The following is a 23,462-nucleotide window of genomic DNA, read 5'->3' as shown; positions in this document are numbered from 1 at the left end:
CGTTAAGCGGCGGTATTTTTTATAAGGAAATAAAAAACTGCTGGATGTTTTTGGAGATGTAATATGATCGACAACAATATTATCCAGTCACTCGGTGCCGGTTCTGGTATTGATACCGCCAATCTGACCAAGCAATTAACGGAGATTGAACGTGCGGCGCCACAAAACCGCATTGATACCAAACGGGATAAAGCCGAAACACAAATTTCTGATTTTGGTCTAGTTAGTAACGCAATGGCCATACTCCAGGATGCCGCCAATGTGTTGAGTGAACCGGAAGGTTTATTCAGTAAATCGGCATCATTTACGCAGAGTAGTGCTTTGGTTCCGGTAGAGCTAGATACCGACGTTCAAGCCGGCACTTATACTTTTACGGTTGAAGAAGTCGCCAGTTCACAATCACTGACATCTACCTCATTTAGTGACCCTAGCGATGCCGTAGGCGAGGGCGTACTGACTTTTCGTTTTGGGGATGCAACGGCTGATGGCTTGGGCGCTATGCTCGCCACCGATGGCTTTAGCCAGGACCTCGAAGCTGAAGAAGTCAACATCACCATCGACAGTACCAATAATTCACTTGAAGGTTTACGCGATGCGATAAACGATGCGGAGGTTGGGGTACAGGCCAGCATTGTAAACGACGGTTTAAATGGCTATGTACTGCAAATTACCGCTGAATCCGGTAGCAATAATGAGTTAGAGATATCCGTAGTAGAAGCGGGTGGTTCGCCCTCAAATAACGACAGTGCCGGTTTAAGTCGATTTACATTCAATGAAACGGCCTCGCAGTTAACACAACAGCAAGGTGGTCGGGATGCCGAGCTAACCATTAATGGGTTAACCGTATACCGAGAATCCAACACTATTGACGATATAGTGGAGGGCCTACAGCTCGACGTATTGGAGTCCGACCCTGGAACCCCGATAACGGTCACCATTACTGACGATAAAGCTTTCGCCGAACAGAATATTCGTGATTTTGTTGAAGCCTACAATATTTTTCTTGAAGCCATTACACCCGCTACGGGCACAACCGAACGGGAAGATGAAGATGGCGATAAGGAAAAAGTGATTGGCTCACTGGCGAACGATGCGTTGGCGAAATCCATGTTGTCCCAAATTAAAACGGTAATTAGCAGCGCCATTCCAGGCCTTGCAGATTCTAGTTTTACCTCTATGGGCGCCATCGGTATTCGTACAGAGCTGGATGGCACCATGAGTATCGATAACGAAACATTTGACAAAGCCTTTGACGAACACTTTGAAGATATTCAAAAACTGTTCGCACCGCACACGGCAACCAGTGACAACGGTATTTACATTAATAGTTATAACGACAATACCGCCGCCGGTGAATACGAAATTACCGCTACTACTACGCCTTCACGGGGTGCTTACACAGGGGGTACGCTTGGTGGAATAACGGCGTTCCCTAACTTTGACACAACGGGCCAAGTCTATGAATTTACCCTTGAGGTAAACGGTACGGCAACCGATACTATTAGCCTTGCAGAGGCGGTCTATGCAGACCACGATGCCATGGCAGCCGCCATTCAGGCTGCGATAAATACCGATAGCAATGTCTCAGATGACGGTTCATCGGTAACCGTCGCCTACGATTCAGATAACAATCGATTTGATATTGTTTCCAATAAGTACGGTTCCTCTTCACAGATTTCGATCCTAACCGCCCATACGGATATCGAAACAGACCTCGGGCTTGCGGTAGCAACCGGCACTCAGGGAACTACGACGGCGGGTACAGTAAATGGTACGGCAGGGTTTGGCTCTTCTAATGTGTTACTGCCAGCGCTCGGGCAGCCGGGTGAAGGTTTGGCGCTTGTCATTGGCGAATCGGCGACAACCGCAACGGTAAATTTTTCCCGTGGGTTTGCCGGCGAATTGGATGCACTATTGGGCGAGTTTCTAGGTAGCAACGGATTAATCGCTACTCGAGAAACCAGCTTAGAAAAAAGCTTGGAAAAGCTGGATGATGATCAGGAAAAATTGGATCGCCGTATGTCTTCTTACGAGGAACGCTTGATTAATCAGTTTATCTCGATGGAGCGCATACTTGCCAGCCTTAATACGTCTGGCTCTTTTCTAGAGAGCCTGATTGATACCTTGCCCTTTACCGCCCGCAATGATTAATTAAAACAATATGGACGGCAGATATTACCTTAGCCATCAAAATTGTAGGTACGCACTAAGGTAAGCCATTCCGTAATGGGGTTTCAATGCACAATAAAACGGTTGACCGATGTGTAATTTAAATTGGCGATTTCGGCCGCGAACATGCGAAAATATTCGACACCTAATGATGGATCGATGGCCCAATAGAAAACGGTATAAGTTTAATGGTTACTGGATTATGAAGTAAGGCCGGTGCTTGATATTGTATGTTCAGAAGTATGACTAACCTTAGTTGGTATAACGGCGGCGTGTAGTCATCGGCAAAACTAATGCAAAGCTTTTAGAGGTCGATTTAGAGTAGCGGTTCAACGATCAACCTAAAAATTTGGCGCCAAATAGAATTCGGTAACCCTGCAATTGTTAGCCGCATGGTTACCTTTTTGTGATCTAAAATGGGAAATGTATGCTGAATAATTATTATCGTGACCGCTAAGGAATCTGCCAAACTGGTCGATACCCTAATTAGACGTATCTAATTCGTGAGGTTACCGTGAATACCCAATTTGCAGTTGATTCATATGTAAATGTCCACCGTCAAGCCAGTGTGGAAGTCGCTTCGCCGCATAAACTTATTGATATGCTGTACGAAGGGGCTTTGGATAGAATTGCCCAGGCTAAAGGTGCCATTGAGTATAAAAATATCGAATTGCGGGGTAAAAAAATTAACGCCGCTATAGCGATATTGGGTGGACTTCGCACCAGCCTAGACAGCGAAAAAGGTGGTGATATTGCCGAAAACCTAGATGGCCTCTATGTTTACTTACAATCCATCCTAGCCCAGGCTCACCGAGATGCGAATACGGCATCGCTCGATGAAGCGTGGACATTGCTTGCTCAAATGCGGGATACCTGGAAACAAATCGGTTAACAAAAATCGCTACATGGTTCGTGGAACACGGTTGAGCGGCTTGCGCTGCGCTGCGTTACGTTCGTTGAGCTTCTTTCTATGCCTCCTAGCAAGGCTTAGCCGTGCTCCTGTGATGCTGGCGAGGTTCTCTGGGCCCCAGCAGGCCACATGCGGAGAAACGCCTATAATGGCTTTTTGGCATTTAACCTGCATTACCTCCCTTGAACGATTAAAAGCGGCACTTTTCTGCCGCTGTCACTTTATTTAAAGGAGGTTGCCATGTCTGTGGCCCCAACCCAAGCTGCAAAAATAATGGAGGAGAAAGCAGACAGCCTCTCTTCTCATGAAGTCATTTCCCTACTTCTGTCGGGAGCGCTGGAGCGCGTTTCACAGGCGAAAGCGTGTGTGCGAGACGGGAATGAAACGGATAAGTCGGTTCTTATTGCGAAGCTCATTGGTATCATTAACGGACTGCGTCAATCTTTAGATTTAGGCGCCGGCGGCTCTATTGCGGTTAATTTAGACAAGTTGTACGCGTATATGGAAGACCGTTTGGCAAGTTGTACCGATGCAGAAGAAATGCTTGCATTAACTGAAGTCGGTAAACTTATTGCGAATGTTCGCGAAGGCTGGGAAGCCATTGCCGAAGATAAAAGCTGCGCTTAGGCAAATTGTTAGGTGATACCGAGCAGACCTAGAACAGCGATTGCTTGGTCGATAATAGACAAACTTTATTCGTGTAGATAACGCCAAAACTCTAAAGAAATTTCGCTTAGGGCCGCTATTATTATATATGTCCTGCTCCGGTAGGAGTTAGTACGGGACGTTTTTAATAGCTGCTTTGGGTGACCTATGTCTGTAATCTCTACCAGTCATTTTTCCTTGGTACGTGCACGCCACTCGCTTGAAAAGGCGTTTAACAGTAATGACTGGCCGGGTGTTCGCAAGTGGGATCAAGTTCTTGGGGATTGCCTCAATCGCGCCTTTGATGATGATAATCGCGACACATCCGAATTGGTGTCAGAGTTGGAGCGCGTTTTACACCTGTATGCGAATATTGTGTGCACACTACCAGAGCAGGCTGGAGACATTTCATTGACAGGTATTGGTCATTTATCGCACCCCGAGTGAGTGTAAGATAACCGGCTACTTACCGGAAACTCAGCGTTTTCGTTTCTTTAGATCATTCGATCATATCCCCCGACAGAAATTTGACCCTCGGCATTTTGTTGACTATTACTTATCAACATCAGCGTCGGGAAGTTCTTCAAGTCAAAAATCAGACGAAGTATAAAATTGGCTTAATAACCGCATAAAATACAATACTTTGAATTTTCTTTTTTGTTGATGAAAGATACCCAGGTTGGGAATGAAGTAATAATGGAAGACTCTAATGATTTACGAGAAAGAAATACTGGTCATCGAGGACGATGAAAATGTGCGCCATGATTTGAACGTTGTGTTCGATTTTTTAGGCGAAAATACGCGCATTATTTCCCATGCAGATTGGCACAGTATTAGGGGGCGAGGTAAAGGCTCAGTCAGTTTGGAGAACGGCAAAGATATTGGTATGTTTTTCCTTGGTACTAGCGGGGCGCGCCAACCTTTAAAGTCGCAGCTTGAGGATATTCGTCAGTTTTGCGATTTATCCCCCGTGGTGGTCATTGGCGATGAGCAACAAGTCTCGGAAGACTGGGATCCGTACCTTAGGCACATGGTCATTCATCATTTAGACCTTCCCGCCAATTACACCGATATGCTCAATATTATTCACCGAGCTCAGCGCTACAACGAAGCGCAGCAGCGAGTGAAAGGTGACAAAGACGAGCGGCCAGCGCATTTATTTCGAAGCTTAGTCGGGACCAGTCGAGACATTCAAAATGTGCGTTCTATGATGTCTCAGGTGGCAGATAAAGAAGTCACTGTGTTAGTCGAGGGTGAGTCCGGTACGGGAAAAGAGGTGGTTGCTCGAAACCTGCATTTCCATTCATCGCGGCGAGACAAACCGTTTGTCCCCGTTAATTGCGGAGCGATTCCTGCCGAGTTATTAGAGAGTGAATTGTTTGGGCATGAAAAGGGTGCGTTTACGGGGGCCATCAGCTCGCGGGCTGGCCGTTTTGAAATGGCTGAAGGTGGTACGCTGTTTCTCGATGAAATTGGTGATATGCCGCTGCACATGCAGGTTAAAATATTGCGCGTTTTGCAAGAGCGTTCGTTCGAGCGTGTGGGCGGCAATAAAACATACAAAACCAATGTCAGAATTATTGCCGCTACCCACCGTAATCTCGAAGAAATGATTGCCGAAGGCAAGTTTCGAGAAGATCTTTACTACCGTTTGAATGTTTTTCCTATTGGGGTGCCATCGTTACGCGACAGGGGTGAGGATATTCCGCTGCTTGTGAGTGAGCTAACGGCGCGCTTAGAAAACGAGAAACGAGGTTCTGTACGTTTTAATTCCAGTGCCATTTTATCGCTTTGCCATCATGCGTGGCCGGGTAATGTCCGTGAGCTGGCAAACCTTGTTGAGCGTATGGCGATTATTCACCCCTATGGCATAGTCGGCGTGCAGGACCTTCCCCCGCGTTATCGTCACGTAGAAGAGGAGCCAGAAGAAGAGTTTGAGCGAATGGCTGCTGAGGAGCCTCGCAAACCGACCGTTGTGGGGGAGGGTGATATTGCACTTTTGCCCGAAAACGGTATAGACCTGAAAGAGTATATTGCAGGCTTGGAACAAAGCCTTATTCAACAAGCTTTGGATAATACCGGTGGTGTTGTGGCCCGCGCTGCTGAACAATTGACCATTCGTCGTACTACACTTGTTGAAAAAATGCGCAAGTATGGGTTACAGCGAGGCTAACTCCCCTTAGCGTCCTACCGATCATAAAAACTAGTCGGGTGGCCTTAGACCCTTCCGTCATTTTTTTGCTATTATCTGCCCCTTCTCGCTAGGTTCCCTCACCTAGCGAATATCCCTAATCAATTTAAGAGTATTTGAGCGAGAATCATTATGAGCCTTGCAGACCGCGTTCTTTCCGTTAATAACGATCTGCCCATTCGTACCGATCAACCCGTCCATAGTGGAAAAGTCCGTTCCGTATATTGGCTAACTGAAGCTGATAGTAAGCGCCTTATTCAGGAGCGCGGTTATAAAGTGGCCGCCGATGCACCGCTGGCGATCATGGTTATTAGTGATCGTATTTCGGCTTTCGACTGTATTTGGCATGGTGAAGGCGGTATGAACGGTGTTCCGGGTAAAGGGGCATCACTCAATGCTATATCAAATCACTGGTTTCGTTTGTTCCGTGAAAAAGGCTTGGCAAACAGTCATATTCTCGATATTCCACACCCGTTTGTATGGATTGTGCAGAAAGCCAAACCGGTGATGATTGAAGCCATTTGCCGACAGTATATTACCGGATCAATGTGGCGCTCTTATACTAAAGGAGAGCGTGAATTTTGCGGTATTCAGATTCCAGAAGGCCTGCAGAAAGATCAAAAACTGTCCGAGTTACTGATTACGCCCTCTACTAAAGGCATTCTCCAAGGCATTCCCGGCGTACCGGAAGTGGATGATGTCAATATTACCCGTAGCGACATTGAACAGAATTATCAGGCCTTTAATTTTCGGAGTCCGACGGATATCGATGAGTACGAAAAGCTATTAAAAGAAGGCTTCGATGTCATAACCGAGGAGCTGGCTAAGCTTGACCAAATTTTTGTCGATACCAAGTTTGAATTCGGTTATGTCACCAACGATAAGGGTGAAGAAGAATTAATTTATATGGACGAAGTGGGAACACCGGATTCCTCCCGAATATGGGATGGGCCCCATTATCGCGACGGTAAGGTGATTGAAAAGTCTAAAGAAGAGTTCCGTCAGCTGTTACTGAACCACTTTCCAGATCCCGATATTCTGCTCAATAAAGATCGCATGGCCGAGCGCAGCGAATTGGCTAAAAATAATGCGTTGTCAGAAAAAGTACTCATGCAGGTATCGGCTACGTACACAGGGATAGCCGAAAAAATTACAGGGCAAAAGCTAGCGCTCTCAGAGAACCCTCGGGCAGAGATCATCGATGTTTTGCAGCAGTACAACCTTATTGTCTAAGTACATTGTTCGTTCCTCGCGGGCCGCTCGGCCCGCGGTTCTTCGTCAATTCCCTGACGAATCTGCACTAGCCCCCACAAAGAACAGAATAACACCTTGATTTAAAAGGATTAATTCTTCTGGCATTAGGTTTGCACTACAGCTATTAACACCCTCTGGTGCGACATATTACTGCCGGGAGATTAGCTTGTTGTCTGCTTCACCATCGTTATTAGAGCCGTCCGAAACCCCTGATTCTTTTGCTCAAAAGCAAGAGAGCCTGGCAGCAGCGTTTGAGTTTTTTAATGAGACATCTCAGCAACTGGCGACCTCTTATCGTGTACTGGAAAAGAAAGTCGGCCAGCTAACCCTTGAACTGGATCAGGTCTCGGCAGAGAAAGATGACGAACACCATAAAAAACAGCAATTGGCGCAGCGAATGGCTGTGTTACTGGACGTTCTGCCCGGTGGCGTGATTGTTCTGGATGCTCGCGGTCGTATTGCCGAAGCCAACCCGGCTGCGCACCGATTACTGGCTACAGCCCTAAATGGCCGCCTGTGGCGTGAAGTCATCGGTGAATGCTTTGCGCCGCGTAACGACGATGGCCTAGAAGTATCAACGCGTTCGGGGCGACGCTTAAGTGTGGCGACCAGCTCTCTGGATATGAGTGAGCGCAGTGGCACACAGGGAGGCGGCCAAATTATTTTGCTCACCGATTTAACCGAAACGCGCGCACTACAGCAGCAGGTAAGTCGAACCGACAAGTTGTCAGCCATGGGGAAAATGGTTTCAGCTCTGGCACACCAAATTCGAACGCCGCTCTCGGCAGCTATTCTGTATGCCGATCACCTGTGTCATTCCAGCTTAACAGTGGAAAAACGAAGCGATTTCTCAAAAAAGCTTTTTGGCCGATTACAGCATATGGAACGACAGGTACGTGACATGCTGTTATTTGTTAAAAGTGAACTTCCATTGAATGATGTGATTACCGTAGCTGATTTAGAAAAAGGCTTGCGGGAAGCGGCGGAAGTGGCCATATCGTCTTCCGGTAGTCAGTGCCATTGGAGCAATACTGTGGGTGCTCGTACGATCAAATGTAATAGGGAAGCACTCATCAGCGCATTAATGAATTTGGTCAATAATGGTATACAGGCGATAGACGGAGGGGCCATTCTTACCCTCGATTTTGATGTTACTACTCTTACACCGGAGTACGTGAGAATCAGTATTCAAGACAACGGACCAGGAATGGCTGAAGAAGTTTTGAGTGCAGGCTACGAAATATTTACCACCACAAAAGCACAGGGTACAGGGCTTGGATTGGCCGTTGTACAGCAGGTGGTCAAAGCTCATGGAGGTGAATTTAAATTGAATTCCAAGAAGGGGAGGGGGGTTTTAGCGAATATCTTAATTCCCTTTCATGCCACCTGAATTAACTGAAGATTGGAGAATAGTATGTCCAGCAATAGCTCTCACGCCTGCCAAATTTTGGTTGTAGAGGACGATAAAAATCTTCGCGAAGCGCTGGTTGATACGCTGCAGTTAAACGGGTTCGATATTGTTGAGGCCGACTCCGCGGAACAGGCGCTTATGCGTCTTGAGGAGACCCAGCATTTCGACTTGATTATATCTGATGTCAACATGGGGAAGATGAGTGGACATGATCTATTGATGCAGGTTAAAAAAGATTTCCCACAAATTCCAGTTCTATTGGTAACAGCTTATGCAAGCATCAGCGATTCTGTTGAGGCTATGCGGAATGGTGCTGTGGACTACTTAGTAAAACCGTTTGAAGCAAAAATACTGATGGAAACCATTGGCAAGTATGTCGGTCATGGTACACATCAGTCCAACGAGCCTATTGCCATTGCTCAAGTTAGCCGGCAATTGTTACAGCTGGCCTGTCGGGTGGCAGAATCGGATTCCACGGTTTTAGTTGTTGGCGAATCGGGCACAGGTAAAGAAGTGTTAGCAAAATATATTCACGAAAAATCGCCCCGCAGGGAAATGCCCTTTGTGGCTTTAAACTGCGCCGCGATTCCAGAAAACATGCTCGAAGCTATGTTGTTTGGTCATGAGAAAGGCGCCTACACCGGTGCCTACCAGTCATCGCCAGGGAAGTTTGAGCAGGCCAATGGTGGCACCATTTTATTGGACGAAATTTCTGAAATGGACCTTGGTTTACAGGCAAAACTACTGCGTGTACTGCAGGAGCGTGAAGTAGAGCGGTTGGGGGGGCGAAAAAACATACGCTTGGATGTACGTGTTATTGCAACATCTAACCGGGATATGCGTTTATTGGTAGCGGAAGGAAAGTTTCGTGAAGACCTCTATTTTCGCTTAAGTGTACTGCCATTACAGTGGGCACCGTTGCGTGATAGAAGAGAAGATATTATTCCGCTGGCGGAATCTTTACTGGCGAGTCATGCGGCTAAACAACATCGAAATGGCGTCAGCCTTTCGGGGGATGCCAAAGATTTTTTGCAGGATTATAGCTGGCCGGGTAATGTACGAGAGCTAGACAATGTTATGCAGCGTGCACTCATTCTACAGCCTGGTAACACCCTGCGCACAGCCGACCTTGGGTTGGCGGAAACTGCAGCCTATAGTGAGAAGCCCTCGCTTTTCCAGGCGGTCGCCGAGCACACCAAAAATACTGTTTTGCGGGCGGCTTCTGAGGCCCTTCCGGAGGGTGTGTTTGAACATGCGGTAGTCGAGCAAGTAGACGATTCTGCACGTCTTGACAAAGATCTTATGAAACGTGAGTTTGAAATTATTTTGCAAACACTACGACAAGAAAAAGGCAGTAAGAAACAGACCGCAGAACGTTTGGGTATTAGCCCGAGAACGCTGCGTTACAAGTTGGCGAGACTACGGGATGAGGGGTACTCGCTCGAGGCCGCCGCCTTTTAGAGCGGAAAGACATAAAAATCTAATGTACCCATTTTATTCCTAATAGACGGTAAAAAAACATTTCAAAATAAAAAAGTTTTGGTATTATCGACTTGAATCGTCAATATTCATATTGTCGTAACTGAACTGTAACAATTAAAGTGGAGGATAGCCGCAGTTAGTATTCATTCATTTCCTTTTTTAATTTGAATTTACCTATGTGGGAGTCTGCTTTATGGGTATAGAGGTTTTGGATAGTTCTTCTGACTTGAACAATGTTATTCTGGAAAATGCCCTAGAGGTTGAAGAAACCTTGGGCAGTGACGGCGTTGCTGGCGTGGAGGCTCATACAGATGCACGTCGCAGGCTTGAAAATAAAATTGAAGAAATGCGCCTTCTAAGAGAAGTGCGGGAATTTAATTTCGATATTTAAACGGTTTTTTATCATCAGTTTTTGAGTTGCCGGTTGCTTGCACACTATGCAGCAAAGTCAGCTCATGGCGCAGGTAGTAAACTAAGGGTAAACCGGGAGCAAACCGGTGCAGCACTCGGTGTTTAAATCTATGCGCCTATTGCTAATGTGCTTGTTACTCGTATGGGCACAGGTATAGCCGAGATTGTTCTTAGCTGAATGGTTTCGGCTTTTCTACATTTATACATTCCCCTTACAGCTTTTCTTTATCAGAATACCCTTTATTGACTCCTCCAGAATTCCGGTGCCGGTGAAAGCGGTAATAAATTGCCGCTTTGGCAAACCTTGGCCCAGTTTGTGCTTTTTCTCTAACTGTAAAGTCGTTTCGCTTCCGCAAACGACAATAATCTGGCATTAAATCCTTAAGTAATACGTGGCAATTTAGAGATGCGATCATGAACGACCGAATGGACGTTAATCGACTGTTAGTGGAAATGCGAGCGATCAAGCAGCAAACCAGTGCGTTTGGTGGGCCGGATGGATTGGCTGCGAAGGATAGAATCACCGGCGGCGAGGGGTTGTATGAGTCGGGTAAGGTAAAGAGCCCCGAGTTTGGCGACATTATGTCTCAGGCCGTTAACAAGGTGAATGACGTTCAACAAGCTTCAAGTTCTATGGCTGAGGCCTATGTGCGGGGAGATCAGAATATTGACGTAACGGATGTAATGATTGCATCACAAAAAGCGGGAGTGGCCTTCGATGCGATGGTCCAGGTGCGCAATAAGCTAGTGGAGGCTTATCGCGACGTTATGAATATGCCCATCTAAATCGTTGATGGGTGCATAAAAATTAACATTGGACACTGAACTATGGCAAATGCAGCAGCCAGCGCCGGCGGTACTACTGAGCTGATTGAAGGCTTTAACAATCTAAACCTTGTCCGTCAGGCAGGTTTGATGATTGGCTTGGCGGCCAGTGTAGCCATCGGCTTTGCGGTAGTACTTTGGAGTCAGGGCGAAGACTATAAGCCCCTTTATGGAAGTCTCGACCGCCTCGATTCATCCGAAGTTGGTCAAATACTCGATTTTAATGAAATCCCCTACAAAATTGACGGCTCCACCGGTGCGCTTATGGTCGCAGTGGATAAAGTACATAAAGCACGATTGGTACTTGCTGAAAACGGTATTCAGGGAGATAAGTCAGTTGGTTTTGAATTGTTGGATCAAGAGCAGCCGCTTGGTACCAGTCAGTTTATGGAGGCCACGCGTTATCGACGCGGGTTAGAGGGGGAGTTGGCGCGTACTATTGGCAGTATTAATTCTGTGCGCGGTGCAAGAGTGCATTTAGCTATACCTAAACGAACGGTATTTATTCGCGACGGCAGAGAGCCCAGCGCTTCGGTGTTTTTAGACCTGTTTCCCGGCCGACCTATTCAGCCCAAGCAAGTTCGTGGCATTGCTAACTTAGTCGCCTCCAGTATTCCTGAGCTGGATGTGGAGAATGTCACTATTGTTGATCAAAAAGGAAGCTTACTTTCGGTTGGTGCCGAAGATGAGAAGCTTGTGGTTGCCGCTCAGCACATCGATTACACCCGTAAAATTGAAGGCGATGTTGTGTTGCGTATTCGGCGTTTGCTATCGCCAATTTTAGGTGATGCCAATTTTAAAACCGAAGTTGCTGCTGATATTGATTTTACTGAAATTGAGCAGGCTGAAGAGTCCTATAATCCTGATTTGCCGGCGATTCGTAGCGAGCAGTCGGTGGACGAACAACGCATTGGGGCGGCGGGAGGTGGGGGCATACCTGGGGCTCTTACCAATCAGCCCCCAGCCGCTGGCGCGGCGCCCGAAGTGGCTAACAACAGAAACGAAGGTGAGGACGCGCCACCACCCAGCAATCGCCGTACCCAGTCAACCAAGAATTACGAGCTGGACAGAACGGTTAGTTATACCAAACATGAAAAAGGACGATTGCGCCGGTTAACGGTAGCGGTGGTGATTGATGATAAAAAAGTGCTTGATGCCGCAACAGGCGAAGTGAATCCTGTTCGATGGACGGATGTTGAGTTGGAGAGGTTGTCTATACTTGTTCGAAACGCGGTGGGCTTTTCGGCCGCTCGTGGTGACAGTGTCAATATATTGAATGAGGCTTTTATTCCGCTGCCTAAAGTGGATGCGATGGAAGAGTTGCCCATCTGGGAATCCGACTGGTTTAAACAGGTAGCGAAACAAGCGGCGGGGGTATTGATAATATTGGTGCTTATAACAGGTTTGTTAAGGCCGGTATTAAAAAGTTTGGCAGGGGCAGGGGCGAAATCCAAAGCGGATGACGAAGCAAAAGAAATTGCCGCTCTGCAGGCCGCGGGAATTGACTCTTTCGATTCACTTTCGGATGAGACCGTAACGCTTACCGGTGGTGACGCATTAGCGCTGCCTAGCCCGGAAGAAAGCTATGAACAACAATTGAACGCGGTAAAAGGCTTGGTGGCAGAAGATGCCGGGCGTGTCGCCCAAGTTATCAAGCGTTGGATAAATGAGGAATAAGCGTGGCAAACCCTCCAGCGACTGATCAGGATGGCAAACCAACGGTTAGTTTAAACCGGGTAGATCAGGCGGCCATTTTATTGATGACCCTTGGCGAAAAAAGCGCCGCTGAAATATTACGGCACATGGGCCCAAAAGAAGTTCAGCGATTAGGTACCGCAATGGCGGCGCTGAATAATGTACAGCAATATGAAGTAGAAGTTGTGCTGAATAGCTTTATGGAAGAAGTGAGAACCCAAACAGGGCTAGGAATGGGGGCAGATAACTACATTCGTAACATGCTCGTTACGGCCTTGGGAGAAGATAAGGCCAATGGTTTAATCGATAGAATTTTGCTCGGCGGTAATACCACTGGGTTGGATACGCTCAAGTGGATGGAAGCACGCTCAGTTGCCGATATTATTCGTAATGAGCATCCCCAAATTCAGGCCATAGTGTTGGCCTATTTGGACGCAGACCAGTCGGCGGAGGTGTTGGCCCATTTTTCTGAGAAAGTACGCCTAGATGTGATGATGCGTGTAGCCGCATTGGATACTGTTCAGCCTGGGGCTTTGCAAGAACTAAATGACATTTTGGAAAAACAGTTTTCCGGTAATGCCGGGTCGCAAACAAAAGAAATGGGTGGCTTTAAAACGGCTGCAGAAATTGTCAATAATTTGGATAGCGCCATCGGTGGTGAGCTTATGGATTCTATTCGCGAAATTGATGATGATATGGGCAATCAAATTGCCGACCTCATGTTTGTATTTGAAAATCTTAAAGATGTGGACGACCGGGGTATTCAAGCGCTATTACGTGAAATATCGTCTGATGTGCTTATACTCGCGCTTAAAGGTGCCGATGAAGCCTTGCAGGATAAGATATTCGCTAACATGTCTAAACGAGCGGCAGAATTACTACGGGACGATCTTGATGCGAAAGGACCGGTTAAGGTTTCAGAGGTGGAAAGTTCGCAGAAAGAAATCCTTACGGTTGCCCGCCGAATGGCGGATGCTGGCGAAATTAACTTGGGCGGCGGTGGCGAAGAAATGCTGTGATTAATCGTGGTAGTAATGACGACAAAAATTTTACTGGCGACGCAGGTTCAGTGTCTACCTGGACACTGCCTAGTATTGGTAAAAACAAGAAAGTGGTTAAAAGCTCACAACGTGAAAAGAAGGACCAATCTAAAGAAAAAATTGAAAATGTTCCTCGCCACGCAAAGCCTAAGCCTTTAACCGCTGAGCAGCTTCAGAATATTGCTGACCAAGCTCAGCAGGAAGGCTACGCTGACGGTTTTAAAGAGGGTATGGAAAAGGGTTTGGCTCAGGGTGAAAAAAAGGGTCAAACCGCTGGCGAGCAGCGTGCTTATCGTGACACTCGTGAGGGGCTCGACAACGAAAAAAAGCGTATTACCGAAATTGCGAATAGGTTGATGGCGCCCATGCTTGATCAGGATACGCTACTGGAAAAACAGGTTGTTGATCTTGCCTTGAGGCTCACGCAAAAATTGGTGGCTGATACCATTCAGGCAGATCCAAATAAGCTGGGTGAATTGGTGGGGCGGGCGTTAGCTGCGCTTCCGGTGGGAGCCAAGAATGTAACCGTATTTGTAAACGAAGAAGACGCAAAATTACTCGATGACATAATGCCGCAGCAACATAGAAGCTGGCGATTATGTGACGACAATCGTTTGGCATCCGGAGGCTGTCGAGTTGAATCAGCCGAAAGCCTTGTGGATTTCTCTATCGAAAAACGATTCGAGTACTTTTTACAGGATGTTGAAGAAATGTCGGACATACCGCGGGGGGATGTTTCAACGAGTGTAGATGATCTCACTGAATCACACACTAGTCGTCCGCCGCCGACACCTAATAGCACGGCTCCGAACGCCTCTACAGAGGCCTCATTTAGCTCTCCAGCGTCATCATCCGAGAACATCTTGGATGACCCAGCGTGAATACGTTCTCGCCGTCAATATTCGATCGGCTAAAAAAGTATGACCGCGATCATTCCCTAGACTTAGTTCCCGAGGCGGAAGGTAGGCTTACACGCCTTGTTGGATTAACTTTAGAAGCCGTTGGCTTGAATGTGCCGGTGGGGCGACAGTGTAAAGTCGTTTTAAGTAATGGCCGCGAGTTGGAGGCCGAAGTGGTTGGCTTCCATAATGAAAAAACATTTTTGATGCCGGTGCAAAAACTCGAAGGCCTGCAGCCCGGTGCGCGGGTTGTGCCAATACATGCGCACAAAAATTTGTGTATGGGCGACCATCTGCGTGGTCGAATTCTTAATGGTATTGGTCAGCCGTTAGATGGCCTAGGGCCCGTAAATACCGATGCAAAGATAGACTTGGAACCCAGTACCATAAACCCCTTACACCGGCACCCCATCGATCAGCCGTTGGATGTGGGTATTCGAGCCATAAACAGTTTACTTACCGTTGGTAAAGGCCAGCGTATTGGCTTGTTCGCCGGTAGTGGCGTAGGTAAAAGTGTATTGCTTGGCATGATGACCCGGTTTACCACGGCCGATATCGTTGTTGTGGGTTTAATCGGTGAGCGTGGCCGAGAGGTAAAGGAGTTCGTTGATCATACCCTTGGGCCGCAGGGGCTTACCAAAGCCATTGTCGTGGCCGCGCCAGCCGATGATGCACCGCTCATGCGTTTACGCGCGTCGCAATTGTCCACGCGTATTGCCGAATATTACCGCGACCAAGGAAAGAACGTTCTCTTGTTAATGGATTCACTTACGCGGTTTGCTCAGGCACAACGTGAAATCTCATTGGCTATTGGTGAGCCACCGGCTACAAAAGGTTATCCCCCGAGTGTATTCGCCAAAATCCCTGAATTAGTTGAGCGTGCCGGTAATGCGGATAAAGGCGGTGGGTCTATTACCGCATTTTATACCGTCTTAACCGAAGGTGATGATTTACAGGACCCCATTGCCGACGCGTCGCGAGCCATTTTGGACGGTCATATTGTGCTTTCCCGTCAGTTGGCGGAAGAGGGGGTTTATCCGGCGATAGATGTTGAGGCTTCCGTCAGTCGTGTTATGCCAAATATTGTTGATGAAAACCATCTTTTACGAGCACAAAAATTCAAGCAGTTACTGAGCCGTTTTCGTACTAATCGAGATTTAATTGCCATTGGTGCCTATAGCCGCGGCAGTGACCCGGAGATTGATGAAGCCATTGAACGGCAGCCGCACCTCAAAAAATTTATCACACAAAAAATGACAGAAGCCGCACCCTACGATCAAAGCCGTGCGCTACTTGATGCAGTACTTCAGCCGCAAACAGCAAGCCCATCATCACCTCAATCACAATTTCAACCGCAACAACCGTCTGGACAAGCGCCCAATCACCCGCAAACCCAGCCTACAAATACGGCCCCCAACCCTCGTAAGGCTCAGAGACCGTTGGCGCAAGGTAGGCGGTGATGGCAGCCAAGCGCTCCAAGCGAATGGATATAGTGATTGAGCTGGCAAGACGAAAGCAGGACAGTGCAGCATTGGAGCTGCGAGATCAACAGAAAATACTGCAAGCATCCCAGCAGCGTTGGCATGAGCTAAAGGAATATTATCAGCACTACGAAAGTGCATTCGCAGGCAATAATTCAAAGATACGTGCTTCACAGCTAGGTCAGTCACGCACATTTTTGCAACAAATGTCTCAGGCAATAGAGGGGCAGGGGCTGGTAGTACAACAGGCTGAAAAACAGTTACTCCAGGCACAGGCCGAATGGCAAAAATGTTATTTAAAGCAGCAATCGCTTATTGATCTTCAGCAGCGCTATGTTGAAGAAGAGGGCGCTATGCTTGAGCGCAAGGAGCAAGCCCAGATTGAGGAGTGGGTTGCTCAGCGCAATGGTCATATCGGCCCTAATTAATTAAGGATAAACAGCAGCGGTAGTGAATTGCACGGCTATTTTCTTCGTGTAATATTTCACCCTGTAGGCTGTATTGATGAAAGTCACCTCCAGCGTTTTTTAATCGCGCGGCGGTGGTCATATCGCCAAGCTTAGACAAACTATTGGTTAATTCTTTACGTAGCTTGCTCTCGTCTTCTGGGTGAACTCGGTCAAATATTTCCATATTACGATAAATGTTTTTCTCCAGTTCCGTGGTAAATCCGAGTAGCTCCAACGCTAGATCGCTCCACTGCACGGAGCCTTTCTCCAAGTCCCATTCGAAACTCGGTAAGCTGTTGTTTAACCCCGTTACCCGGTGAATTTGAGGTGAGTCGGCCTCTGTGCGCTTAAGCTCTTCTTTTAGGGATGATATTTCCAACATTTTTGCGTAGGAAAAACTGATATTGTCGATAAAGCTGGTAAAACTCGAAAAGCTACTGTTGTGGTGTGCGTGTTTGCGCACCCCGACAAAACTGAGAACGCCCCACAGAGTATCTTCACAAAATACCGGGAAGTGAACCCAGGTATCATAAGGAGGCGAAAGACGGCTGCGTATCGCAGGAGGCGGAAATTCTTCGGGAAGGCAGCGATGGGTAACGTCCGTGCCATTGCCGGCTATACACAGTGTTTCTGTTGGCTCGAATATTTTGTGGGTGTAGAGATACGGGCGTCTCTTGCGGTCATAGATAACACAGGATAGTACCCCAAAGGCCATATATTCACTAAACAGTGGCGCAACACCCATAATTTTATCGAGGCGAGAGTCGACAATATCACGGGTCATTTCGAAGGCGTTGTTCAGTAGCGAGCTGGTGTAATTGGGGTTTGATAGCGAGCCGGTGGTACCATTTCGAGAGGATTCTTCTCTGGGAATATCGCGTACTTGTTCGGCAGGGCACAAAGTAGGCGCAATCGTAATAGCCTTAGTGGGTAGCGTACCGCCGTGCAACATACCTTCTAGCGAGGCAATACAACGGTGAGCGAGAAGGTCTAGGTTTTGGTCAATACAGGTAAGCTGTGGTGTGAGTACCTTCATCATCCGAATTGAATCGAATGTAACCACATCAAGATCTTCTGGTACGTGAATACCAGCGGCCTCTAATTGTTTGACGAAGCCCATAGCCGTGTGGCCAGCACCACAGAATACCCCGGTGCAATTTGAGGCGCTGTTAAAAAACTCTGCGCCAGCAGCCAAGCCGCCCGAAAAAATAGTGTCGGGCGCGCAGATCAGTTGCGCGGTTCCGCAGGGAAGATCGTGTAGCTTTAAAAGCTCGCAGAAGCGTTCGTAGCGTTTACGTAGGTCGTACTGGGTAATGTCGCCAATGAAGACCATGTTTCGGTGGCCCTTGGCGCGGAGATGGTCAAAAGCTAATTCTGCACCCAAATTATTGTCGCAGGTAACCACGGGAACTTCGAGTGGAAAGTAGTCGTGGGCGATAGCCACTACCGGAATACCACGATTTTGTATTTTCTCCACCAATTTTGGGTTGGCTGCATTACGTATCACAATAACCGCGCTGAATTGCTCCAGCCCAATAGCGAGATTAAAAGAACCAAAGCCATCTGTACGGATAGCGGTAAATTGATACTGCTTAAGTTCGCAAATATGACGTATTTGGTTGATGATCTCACCCATGTAATCCCCCTGCAGGTACGGGGTAAGAACGGCAATATGAATAGGGTGTTCTTGCTGAACTAACATGCGGGCTCCAAATGCTCTCTTTTACTGCAAATTGTTTTTTTTATCATTACGCGCACCGTGAGATCCCTAGGTAATAATGTGATGCAGTTACTACTATTGGCCAAGCCTGAAGGGCACCAATATTTCACTGCATTCACAGGGTGAACAGTGGCGCTTCATAGGGCCTTGTAAGGTCTTTAGACAGGGCCGACCTGTAATTTTGCATTGCGGCGCGTTAAAGCACAATACTGGCAATGTCTGGTCAATAAATCCAGCCATTTAAAACACACATTTGATCGAAGTCCGTTAAGAATTGTTAACGCAGGATGTGTTTCACTTTTGGGATTAAGCTTTTTAGAGTATCTCTATCAATCGCACACAAAGCCCACTCAGCGGCAAGATCGATTAATAGAGGTGCCCTTTATAACCAAATGAGCTTAATAAATGCGTCGTTAAGCATCAATAGATTTCTTGCGCTTAGATACTTGTCTTTCCAGCCATTATATATAGCCATCGTTTTACTGCTTAAGCGCGATGTTTTTAGGTCGAGGCTTTCCATTGCTGGCTACACCGCAGTGCGCTAACGCTGTGCATTAACGAGGCGGTCTAGGCATTGCTGTCAATCCCACATCCTGAATCGGTTTTTTATCCGGTAATCGGCTGTAAAAATCCGTGATTCCTCTGTCATGGCTTCAAATGTCGGCTAGCAACTTTTATATCTCGGTCTAGACTTAGTTTGTGCGCGGAATCGGCGTGCTTTAACAGGGACTATCTATAGAGAATATTGGAAAGCAGGAGGTAAGGACGATGGGTGCGACAGTTAGCTTTAATCTACCTCAGAATCTCACCATCGCCAATGTGCACGGACTACACGAAGAGTTCGAAGCTCTGGTTGATAAACAGGATTGTGATGCGGTTGTATTGAAAGCTGAAGATGTACAGCGAGCCGATACGGCAGGTTTGCAATTGCTTCTGGCATTTATGCAGGCGACCCGCGAGCGGCAAATTGCTGTGACCTGGGATCACCCTTCAGTTTCATTGTGTAACGCCGCAGATCTGCTTGGCCTGGGTAATGCCATAGGGATTCATTAGCGGCGTGCTAGGTGAATTCTGACATTGAGCGGGAAACCCGTGCGAGATGCTTTAGGAAAATGGGCGTAAATAGCCGATTCGTCGTTGTTATTCCGACTAATTGGGGCCTTTCGCCGCAGGCGGTGCATGTATTCAGTAATTTTTTGCGTTTAATTCGCAAAGATCTGTCTCTAAAAGCTGCCTGTATAGATCTCGTTTGCCTAGCCAAGATGGTCGTTAGGTGAATATTTCAGCTTCTCTGGCTGATAGGTTTTAAATGTCACACATTGTGTGAACGGGAGAAAGATTGTATGGCAAAAATACTCGCCGTTGATGATTCCGCCTCAATGAGGCAAATGGTTAGTTTTACTCTCAAAGGTGCGGGTCACGATGTCTGCGAGGCGGCCGATGGTGTGGAAGCTTTGGCGCTGGCAAAAGCTGGAGGAAGCGTTGATCTGGTGATATCTGACATCAATATGCCGAATATGGACGGGATTACGCTTATAAAAGAGTTGAGGTCACTTCCTACGTTTAAGTTTACCCCCATTCTTATGTTGACGACGGAATCCGGAGCCGACAAAAAATCTGAGGGCAAAGCCGCCGGTGCTACAGGCTGGATCGTAAAGCCGTTCAACCCGGATCAGCTGTTAGCCACCATCGGTAAAGTTATCTGACGACGGAGGCATTCGCGGGAAAAAGCCGGTATCGAAAGCCCGGTACAATGGAACAGATCCGAACCGGTAGCAAATTATGAGCATCGATTTAACCCAATTTCATCAGGTTTTCTACGAAGAAAGTTTTGAAGGGCTGGATGTAATGGAAGCCGCGCTGATGGAAGTCGATCCGAATAATATTGATTCGGAAACGATTAACGCCATATTCAGATCAGCTCATTCCATCAAAGGAGGGAGCGCTACCTTTGGATTTTCTTCTGTCTCTGAATTTACTCACGATCTGGAAACCATTTTGGACCAAGTTCGCTCGGGTAAGCGTGGACTCACCACCGAAGACGTAAATATTTTTTTGAAATCTGTCGATTGCATGCGTGAAATGTTACAGCTGCTGCAAGCCGGCGAACAGAGTAATACCGCTTTATCTGTTGAGTTGAAGGGAATATTTTCTCAGATGCTTTCGAGCGAGCTTATTACCGAGTTAACGGGAATATCTGTAGAAGAAACCGTTGATGCTGAAGGCGCCGATTCGTTTAAGCGCGACCATGGATTGGCGGCAGTGGTAGATAAGCCACCCTTAGATGCCGAAGATTATTTATGGAAAATTCAATTTGTTCCTGAAAAATCTGTTCTAAGAACCGGCAATGACGTTGTAAGAATTTTTAGGGAGCTTGAGGGTTTGGGGCATATCCAGACTTGTATTTGCTCTTGGAGTTTTGAAGGCCTGTCAAGCCTTGATCCTGAAGAATGCTATCTAAGCTGGGATTTAACCTTTCAATCTAGCGCTACCAAAAAAACTATAGAAGAAGTTTTTGAGTGGGTTGCTGACGAGTCAGAAATTGTAATTGAAAAAATACAGTCACACCAACGTTGGCTTATTTACTTTGAGCCGGACTGCAATATGCTGCGCAGCGGAAATGAACCCCTAAGATTATTTTCCGCTCTGAAGGAGATGGGTGAATTAACGGTTCAACCCATATTTAACGCTCTACCAAGTCTAAAGTTGTTGGACCATGAAGAATGCTACTTGTCTTGGGAATTGGTATTAGTTTCGGATTCAGCTGAAGAAGCGTCTATTCACGAAGTGTTTGAATGGGTAGCCGATGAAGCAAAGTTAAGCGTTGTCTACGACGGTGAAGCCAGTAACTCTGTTACAGAAAAAAGTAGCGATACTACCGATACTACCGATACTACCGATACTACCGATGATAGCACGGACATAAAATCATCCACGGTAGACGTGAATTTGCCGGAGGTGAATGTACCGAAAAAATCGGTTGGATCCGCTGAAAATGGTGTGGCGGTACCGAAAAAAATAGTGGCAGCTAAAAAGAGCACAACTGATACCGGTAGTATTCGCGTAGGCATTGACAAGGTCGATAACCTGATCAATATGGTTGGCGAGCTTGTTATTACTCAGTCGATGTTAGGCCAGCTAGGTTCCGATTTTGACGTGGAGCGTATCCCCAGTTTAATGGAAGGCCTCAGCCAGCTGGAACAAAACACGCGAGAACTACAGGAAAGCGTCATGCGTATACGCATGCTACCCATTAGTTTTGCCTTTAGCCGGTTTCCTCGCATGGTGCGTGACCTTGGGCAAAGCTTGGGTAAGCAGCTACACCTTGAAATGATCGGTGATCAAACCGAACTTGATAAAACCGTTATGGAGAAAATCGGAGACCCATTAGTTCATCTGGTGCGCAATGCGGTGGATCATGGCATAGAGACACCGGAGGAACGCTTGGCAGAGGGCAAGCCGGCGGTTGGCACGATCACGCTTAACGCTTATCACCAGGGCGGGAATGTTGTTATCGAAATTGCCGATGATGGACAGGGCCTTGATCGCGAAAAAATTGTAGCGAAGGCAGTAGAAAAGAATATTCTTTCGCTTACCGATGCCGGTCTTATCTCCGAAGAAGCGACTTACGACCTGATTTTCCAACCCGGATTTTCCACGGCCAAAAATGTCAGCGACGTTTCGGGTCGTGGTGTGGGTATGGACGTTGTGCGTCGTAATATTCAGTCCTTGAATGGCACCGTGGAGATTAGCTCCCATAAAGGCAAGGGTTCTACCATAACAATACGACTACCCTTAACACTGGCCATTCTTGATGGTCAGCTAGTAAGAGTTGGTGCCAATACCTATATCTTCCCGCTGGTGTCCATAGTTGAATCCCTGCAGTGTAGTCGCGAGCTTATTAGTCGGGTTGCCGGCGGTTGCGATGTTTTTAGGTTGCGAGACGATTATGTGCCCATTATTGAACTGCATAAAACCTTTTCGGTATCGCCGGGTAGCACTGATCTAGAACAGTTGCTTATGGTAGTGGTTGAGGCCGACGGGGAAAAGGTGGGCATCGTTGTTGATGAGTTACTCGCACAGCAACAGGTTGTAATCAAAAGTTTGGAGAAAAATTACAAGCGTATTGACGGTGTGTCCGGCGCGACTATTTTGGGTGATGGAACTGTGGCTTTCATTATTGATATTACTGGGGTGGTTAAGCTTGCCGGAGAAAAGTTTGGTATTGCACACCAGTTGACGCAAGACAAAAACTCAAAGGCCCGTATCGAAAAAGTACGGATGGTGGGTTAGGAGGATTTATGCAGGAACTTTCCACAGCGAAACAGAATATCAGTTCCGGTGGTGTTGGTAAGGAGGGTGTCGGTCTAAGTGCTGACATGAGCGATCAGTACCTGACATTTATTATGGCGGGTGAGGAGTATGGCGTAGACATTTTGTGTGTGCAAGAAATTAGGGGGTGGGAGTCGGCTACGCCAATACCCAACGCCCCAAGCCATATTAAAGGCGTTATTAACCTGCGAGGAACAATTGTACCGATTGTCGATCTTCGGCAGTGTTTTGGTCTGGACTCTATCGAGTATACGGCGGTAACCGTGGTTATTGTGCTGAAGGTCAATACACACGATGGAGACCGCATAATAGGTATTGTTGTAGATGCCGTTTCGGATGTGTATGCACTTTCAGAAAATGATATGCGAGCCACACCTGACCTCGGTAGTGCTGTTAATACCGAATTTATTCGAGGTTTGGTAACCGTCGAAGAAAAGTTGGTTATTCTCTTGGATATCGACAAATTACTAACGCTTGACGATGTGCCAAATATTTCCAATCTGGCTGAACAGTTGAATACCGTATCAAATGGATAAAACACAATTAAT

Annotated in this window: 20 protein-coding genes; 19 read left to right on the top strand and 1 reads right to left on the bottom strand. The window is 47.1% G+C overall.

The genetic code is table 11. The features are described 5' to 3' along the window. Window positions 1–63: 63 nt before the first annotated feature. The 15 genes from fliD to H5336_RS02945 all read left to right on the top strand — a co-directional run bounded on the left by fliD (window position 64) and on the right by H5336_RS02945 (window position 16,841). A complete protein-coding gene (gene fliD / locus H5336_RS03015) occupies window positions 64–2,151 on the top strand; it encodes a flagellar filament capping protein FliD (protein ID WP_185231284.1) in 2,088 nt (695 codons plus the stop codon). Window positions 2,152–2,683: 532 nt separating this feature from the next. After that, window positions 2,684–3,061 carry a flagellar export chaperone FliS gene (gene fliS / locus H5336_RS03010; RefSeq protein ID WP_185231283.1) on the top strand — a complete coding sequence of 126 codons (378 nt, stop codon included), beginning with the start codon at window positions 2,684–2,686 and terminating at the stop codon, window positions 3,059–3,061. A gap of 258 nt (window positions 3,062–3,319) precedes the next feature. Next, window positions 3,320–3,706 (top strand): flagellar export chaperone FliS, encoded by a 387-nt coding sequence (gene fliS / locus H5336_RS03005; RefSeq protein ID WP_185231282.1) that lies wholly within the window; start codon window positions 3,320–3,322, stop codon window positions 3,704–3,706. Window positions 3,707–3,892: 186 nt separating this feature from the next. Further along, window positions 3,893–4,171 carry a hypothetical protein gene (locus H5336_RS03000; protein WP_185231281.1) on the top strand — a complete coding sequence of 93 codons (279 nt, stop codon included), beginning with the start codon at window positions 3,893–3,895 and terminating at the stop codon, window positions 4,169–4,171. 262 nt (window positions 4,172–4,433) lie between these two features. After that, on the top strand, window positions 4,434–5,897 hold the full coding sequence (locus tag H5336_RS02995) for a sigma-54 dependent transcriptional regulator (RefSeq protein ID WP_185231280.1): 1,464 nt from the start codon (window positions 4,434–4,436) through the stop codon (window positions 5,895–5,897). A gap of 150 nt (window positions 5,898–6,047) precedes the next feature. Then, the gene (locus tag H5336_RS02990) at window positions 6,048–7,148 is read left to right on the top strand and encodes a phosphoribosylaminoimidazolesuccinocarboxamide synthase (protein WP_185231279.1); all 1,101 of its coding nucleotides are present in this window, start codon (window positions 6,048–6,050) and stop codon (window positions 7,146–7,148) included. 190 nt (window positions 7,149–7,338) lie between these two features. Continuing rightward, window positions 7,339–8,559 (top strand): sensor histidine kinase, encoded by a 1,221-nt coding sequence (locus H5336_RS02985; protein ID WP_246439009.1) that lies wholly within the window; start codon window positions 7,339–7,341, stop codon window positions 8,557–8,559. 24 nt (window positions 8,560–8,583) lie between these two features. Beyond that, entirely contained in the window at window positions 8,584–10,041 is a 1,458-nt protein-coding gene (locus H5336_RS02980) for a sigma-54-dependent transcriptional regulator (RefSeq protein ID WP_185231277.1), read from the top strand. A 214-nt stretch (window positions 10,042–10,255) separates the two neighbouring features. Then, complete coding sequence (locus H5336_RS02975; protein WP_185231276.1) at window positions 10,256–10,453, top strand: hypothetical protein; 198 nt, start codon at window positions 10,256–10,258, stop codon at window positions 10,451–10,453. Window positions 10,454–10,887: 434 nt separating this feature from the next. Further along, on the top strand, window positions 10,888–11,259 hold the full coding sequence (gene fliE, locus H5336_RS02970) for a flagellar hook-basal body complex protein FliE (RefSeq protein WP_185231275.1): 372 nt from the start codon (window positions 10,888–10,890) through the stop codon (window positions 11,257–11,259). Window positions 11,260–11,301: 42 nt separating this feature from the next. After that, on the top strand, window positions 11,302–12,975 hold the full coding sequence (gene fliF, locus H5336_RS02965; RefSeq protein ID WP_185231274.1) for a flagellar basal-body MS-ring/collar protein FliF: 1,674 nt from the start codon (window positions 11,302–11,304) through the stop codon (window positions 12,973–12,975). A gap of 2 nt (window positions 12,976–12,977) precedes the next feature. Further along, the gene (gene fliG, locus H5336_RS02960) at window positions 12,978–14,012 is read left to right on the top strand and encodes a flagellar motor switch protein FliG (protein ID WP_185231273.1); all 1,035 of its coding nucleotides are present in this window, start codon (window positions 12,978–12,980) and stop codon (window positions 14,010–14,012) included. Next, window positions 14,009–14,914, top strand: a complete 906-nt coding sequence (locus tag H5336_RS22830; protein WP_185231271.1) for a flagellar assembly protein FliH — start codon at window positions 14,009–14,011, stop codon at window positions 14,912–14,914. The genes fliG and H5336_RS22830 overlap by 4 nt, the downstream gene beginning before the upstream one ends. After that, window positions 14,911–16,392, top strand: a complete 1,482-nt coding sequence (fliI, locus tag H5336_RS02950; RefSeq protein WP_313555972.1) for a flagellar protein export ATPase FliI — start codon at window positions 14,911–14,913, stop codon at window positions 16,390–16,392. The genes H5336_RS22830 and fliI overlap by 4 nt, the downstream gene beginning before the upstream one ends. Continuing rightward, a complete protein-coding gene (locus tag H5336_RS02945; protein WP_185231269.1) occupies window positions 16,392–16,841 on the top strand; it encodes a flagellar export protein FliJ in 450 nt (149 codons plus the stop codon). Before fliI ends, H5336_RS02945 begins: the two co-directional genes overlap by 1 nt. On the opposite strand, the gene H5336_RS02940 is transcribed toward H5336_RS02945, so the two are convergent. Continuing rightward, a complete protein-coding gene (locus H5336_RS02940) occupies window positions 16,834–18,564 on the bottom strand; it encodes a substrate-binding domain-containing protein (protein ID WP_185231267.1) in 1,731 nt (576 codons plus the stop codon). The two genes, H5336_RS02945 and H5336_RS02940, sit on opposite strands and share 8 nt — an antisense overlap. Before the next feature lie 786 nt (window positions 18,565–19,350). On the opposite strand from H5336_RS02940, the gene H5336_RS02935 reads away from it, so the two are divergent. The 4 genes from H5336_RS02935 to H5336_RS02920 all read left to right on the top strand — a co-directional run bounded on the left by H5336_RS02935 (window position 19,351) and on the right by H5336_RS02920 (window position 23,450). Further along, a complete protein-coding gene (locus tag H5336_RS02935) occupies window positions 19,351–19,635 on the top strand; it encodes an STAS domain-containing protein (RefSeq protein WP_185231265.1) in 285 nt (94 codons plus the stop codon). Window positions 19,636–19,925: 290 nt separating this feature from the next. After that, window positions 19,926–20,288: a response regulator gene (locus H5336_RS02930; protein ID WP_185231263.1), complete on the top strand. Its 363-nt coding sequence runs from the start codon at window positions 19,926–19,928 to the stop codon at window positions 20,286–20,288. 76 nt (window positions 20,289–20,364) lie between these two features. After that, on the top strand, window positions 20,365–22,875 hold the full coding sequence (locus H5336_RS02925; protein ID WP_185231261.1) for a chemotaxis protein CheA: 2,511 nt from the start codon (window positions 20,365–20,367) through the stop codon (window positions 22,873–22,875). Between the two features lie 8 nt (window positions 22,876–22,883). Continuing rightward, a complete protein-coding gene (locus H5336_RS02920) occupies window positions 22,884–23,450 on the top strand; it encodes a chemotaxis protein CheW (RefSeq protein WP_185231259.1) in 567 nt (188 codons plus the stop codon). Window positions 23,451–23,462: the final 12 nt, after the last annotated feature.

The organism is Teredinibacter franksiae (assembly GCF_014218805.1).
In the GTDB taxonomy this organism is placed as follows: domain Bacteria; phylum Pseudomonadota; class Gammaproteobacteria; order Pseudomonadales; family Cellvibrionaceae; genus Teredinibacter; species Teredinibacter franksiae.
Note: the sequence above shows the minus strand (reverse complement) of the source record. Positions and strands in the feature narration are given on the sequence as shown.

What these genes read in the sequence shown, in the direction of transcription:
- fliD (WP_185231284.1), top strand. Translation starts at nt 64, where the DNA reads ATGATCGACAACAATATTATCCAGTCACTCGGTGCCGGTTCTGGTATT.
- fliS (WP_185231282.1), top strand. Translation starts at nt 3,320, where the DNA reads ATGTCTGTGGCCCCAACCCAAGCTGCAAAAATAATGGAGGAGAAAGCA.
- H5336_RS03000 (WP_185231281.1), top strand. Translation starts at nt 3,893, where the DNA reads ATGTCTGTAATCTCTACCAGTCATTTTTCCTTGGTACGTGCACGCCAC.
- H5336_RS02995 (WP_185231280.1), top strand. Translation starts at nt 4,434, where the DNA reads ATGATTTACGAGAAAGAAATACTGGTCATCGAGGACGATGAAAATGTG.
- H5336_RS02990 (WP_185231279.1), top strand. Translation starts at nt 6,048, where the DNA reads ATGAGCCTTGCAGACCGCGTTCTTTCCGTTAATAACGATCTGCCCATT.
- H5336_RS02980 (WP_185231277.1), top strand. Translation starts at nt 8,584, where the DNA reads ATGTCCAGCAATAGCTCTCACGCCTGCCAAATTTTGGTTGTAGAGGAC.
- H5336_RS02975 (WP_185231276.1), top strand. Translation starts at nt 10,256, where the DNA reads ATGGGTATAGAGGTTTTGGATAGTTCTTCTGACTTGAACAATGTTATT.
- fliE (WP_185231275.1), top strand. Translation starts at nt 10,888, where the DNA reads ATGAACGACCGAATGGACGTTAATCGACTGTTAGTGGAAATGCGAGCG.
- fliF (WP_185231274.1), top strand. Translation starts at nt 11,302, where the DNA reads ATGGCAAATGCAGCAGCCAGCGCCGGCGGTACTACTGAGCTGATTGAA.
- H5336_RS02945 (WP_185231269.1), top strand. Translation starts at nt 16,392, where the DNA reads ATGGCAGCCAAGCGCTCCAAGCGAATGGATATAGTGATTGAGCTGGCA.
- H5336_RS02940 (WP_185231267.1), bottom strand. Translation starts at nt 18,564, where the DNA reads ATGTTAGTTCAGCAAGAACACCCTATTCATATTGCCGTTCTTACCCCG.
- H5336_RS02935 (WP_185231265.1), top strand. Translation starts at nt 19,351, where the DNA reads ATGGGTGCGACAGTTAGCTTTAATCTACCTCAGAATCTCACCATCGCC.
- H5336_RS02930 (WP_185231263.1), top strand. Translation starts at nt 19,926, where the DNA reads ATGGCAAAAATACTCGCCGTTGATGATTCCGCCTCAATGAGGCAAATG.
- H5336_RS02925 (WP_185231261.1), top strand. Translation starts at nt 20,365, where the DNA reads ATGAGCATCGATTTAACCCAATTTCATCAGGTTTTCTACGAAGAAAGT.
- H5336_RS02920 (WP_185231259.1), top strand. Translation starts at nt 22,884, where the DNA reads ATGCAGGAACTTTCCACAGCGAAACAGAATATCAGTTCCGGTGGTGTT.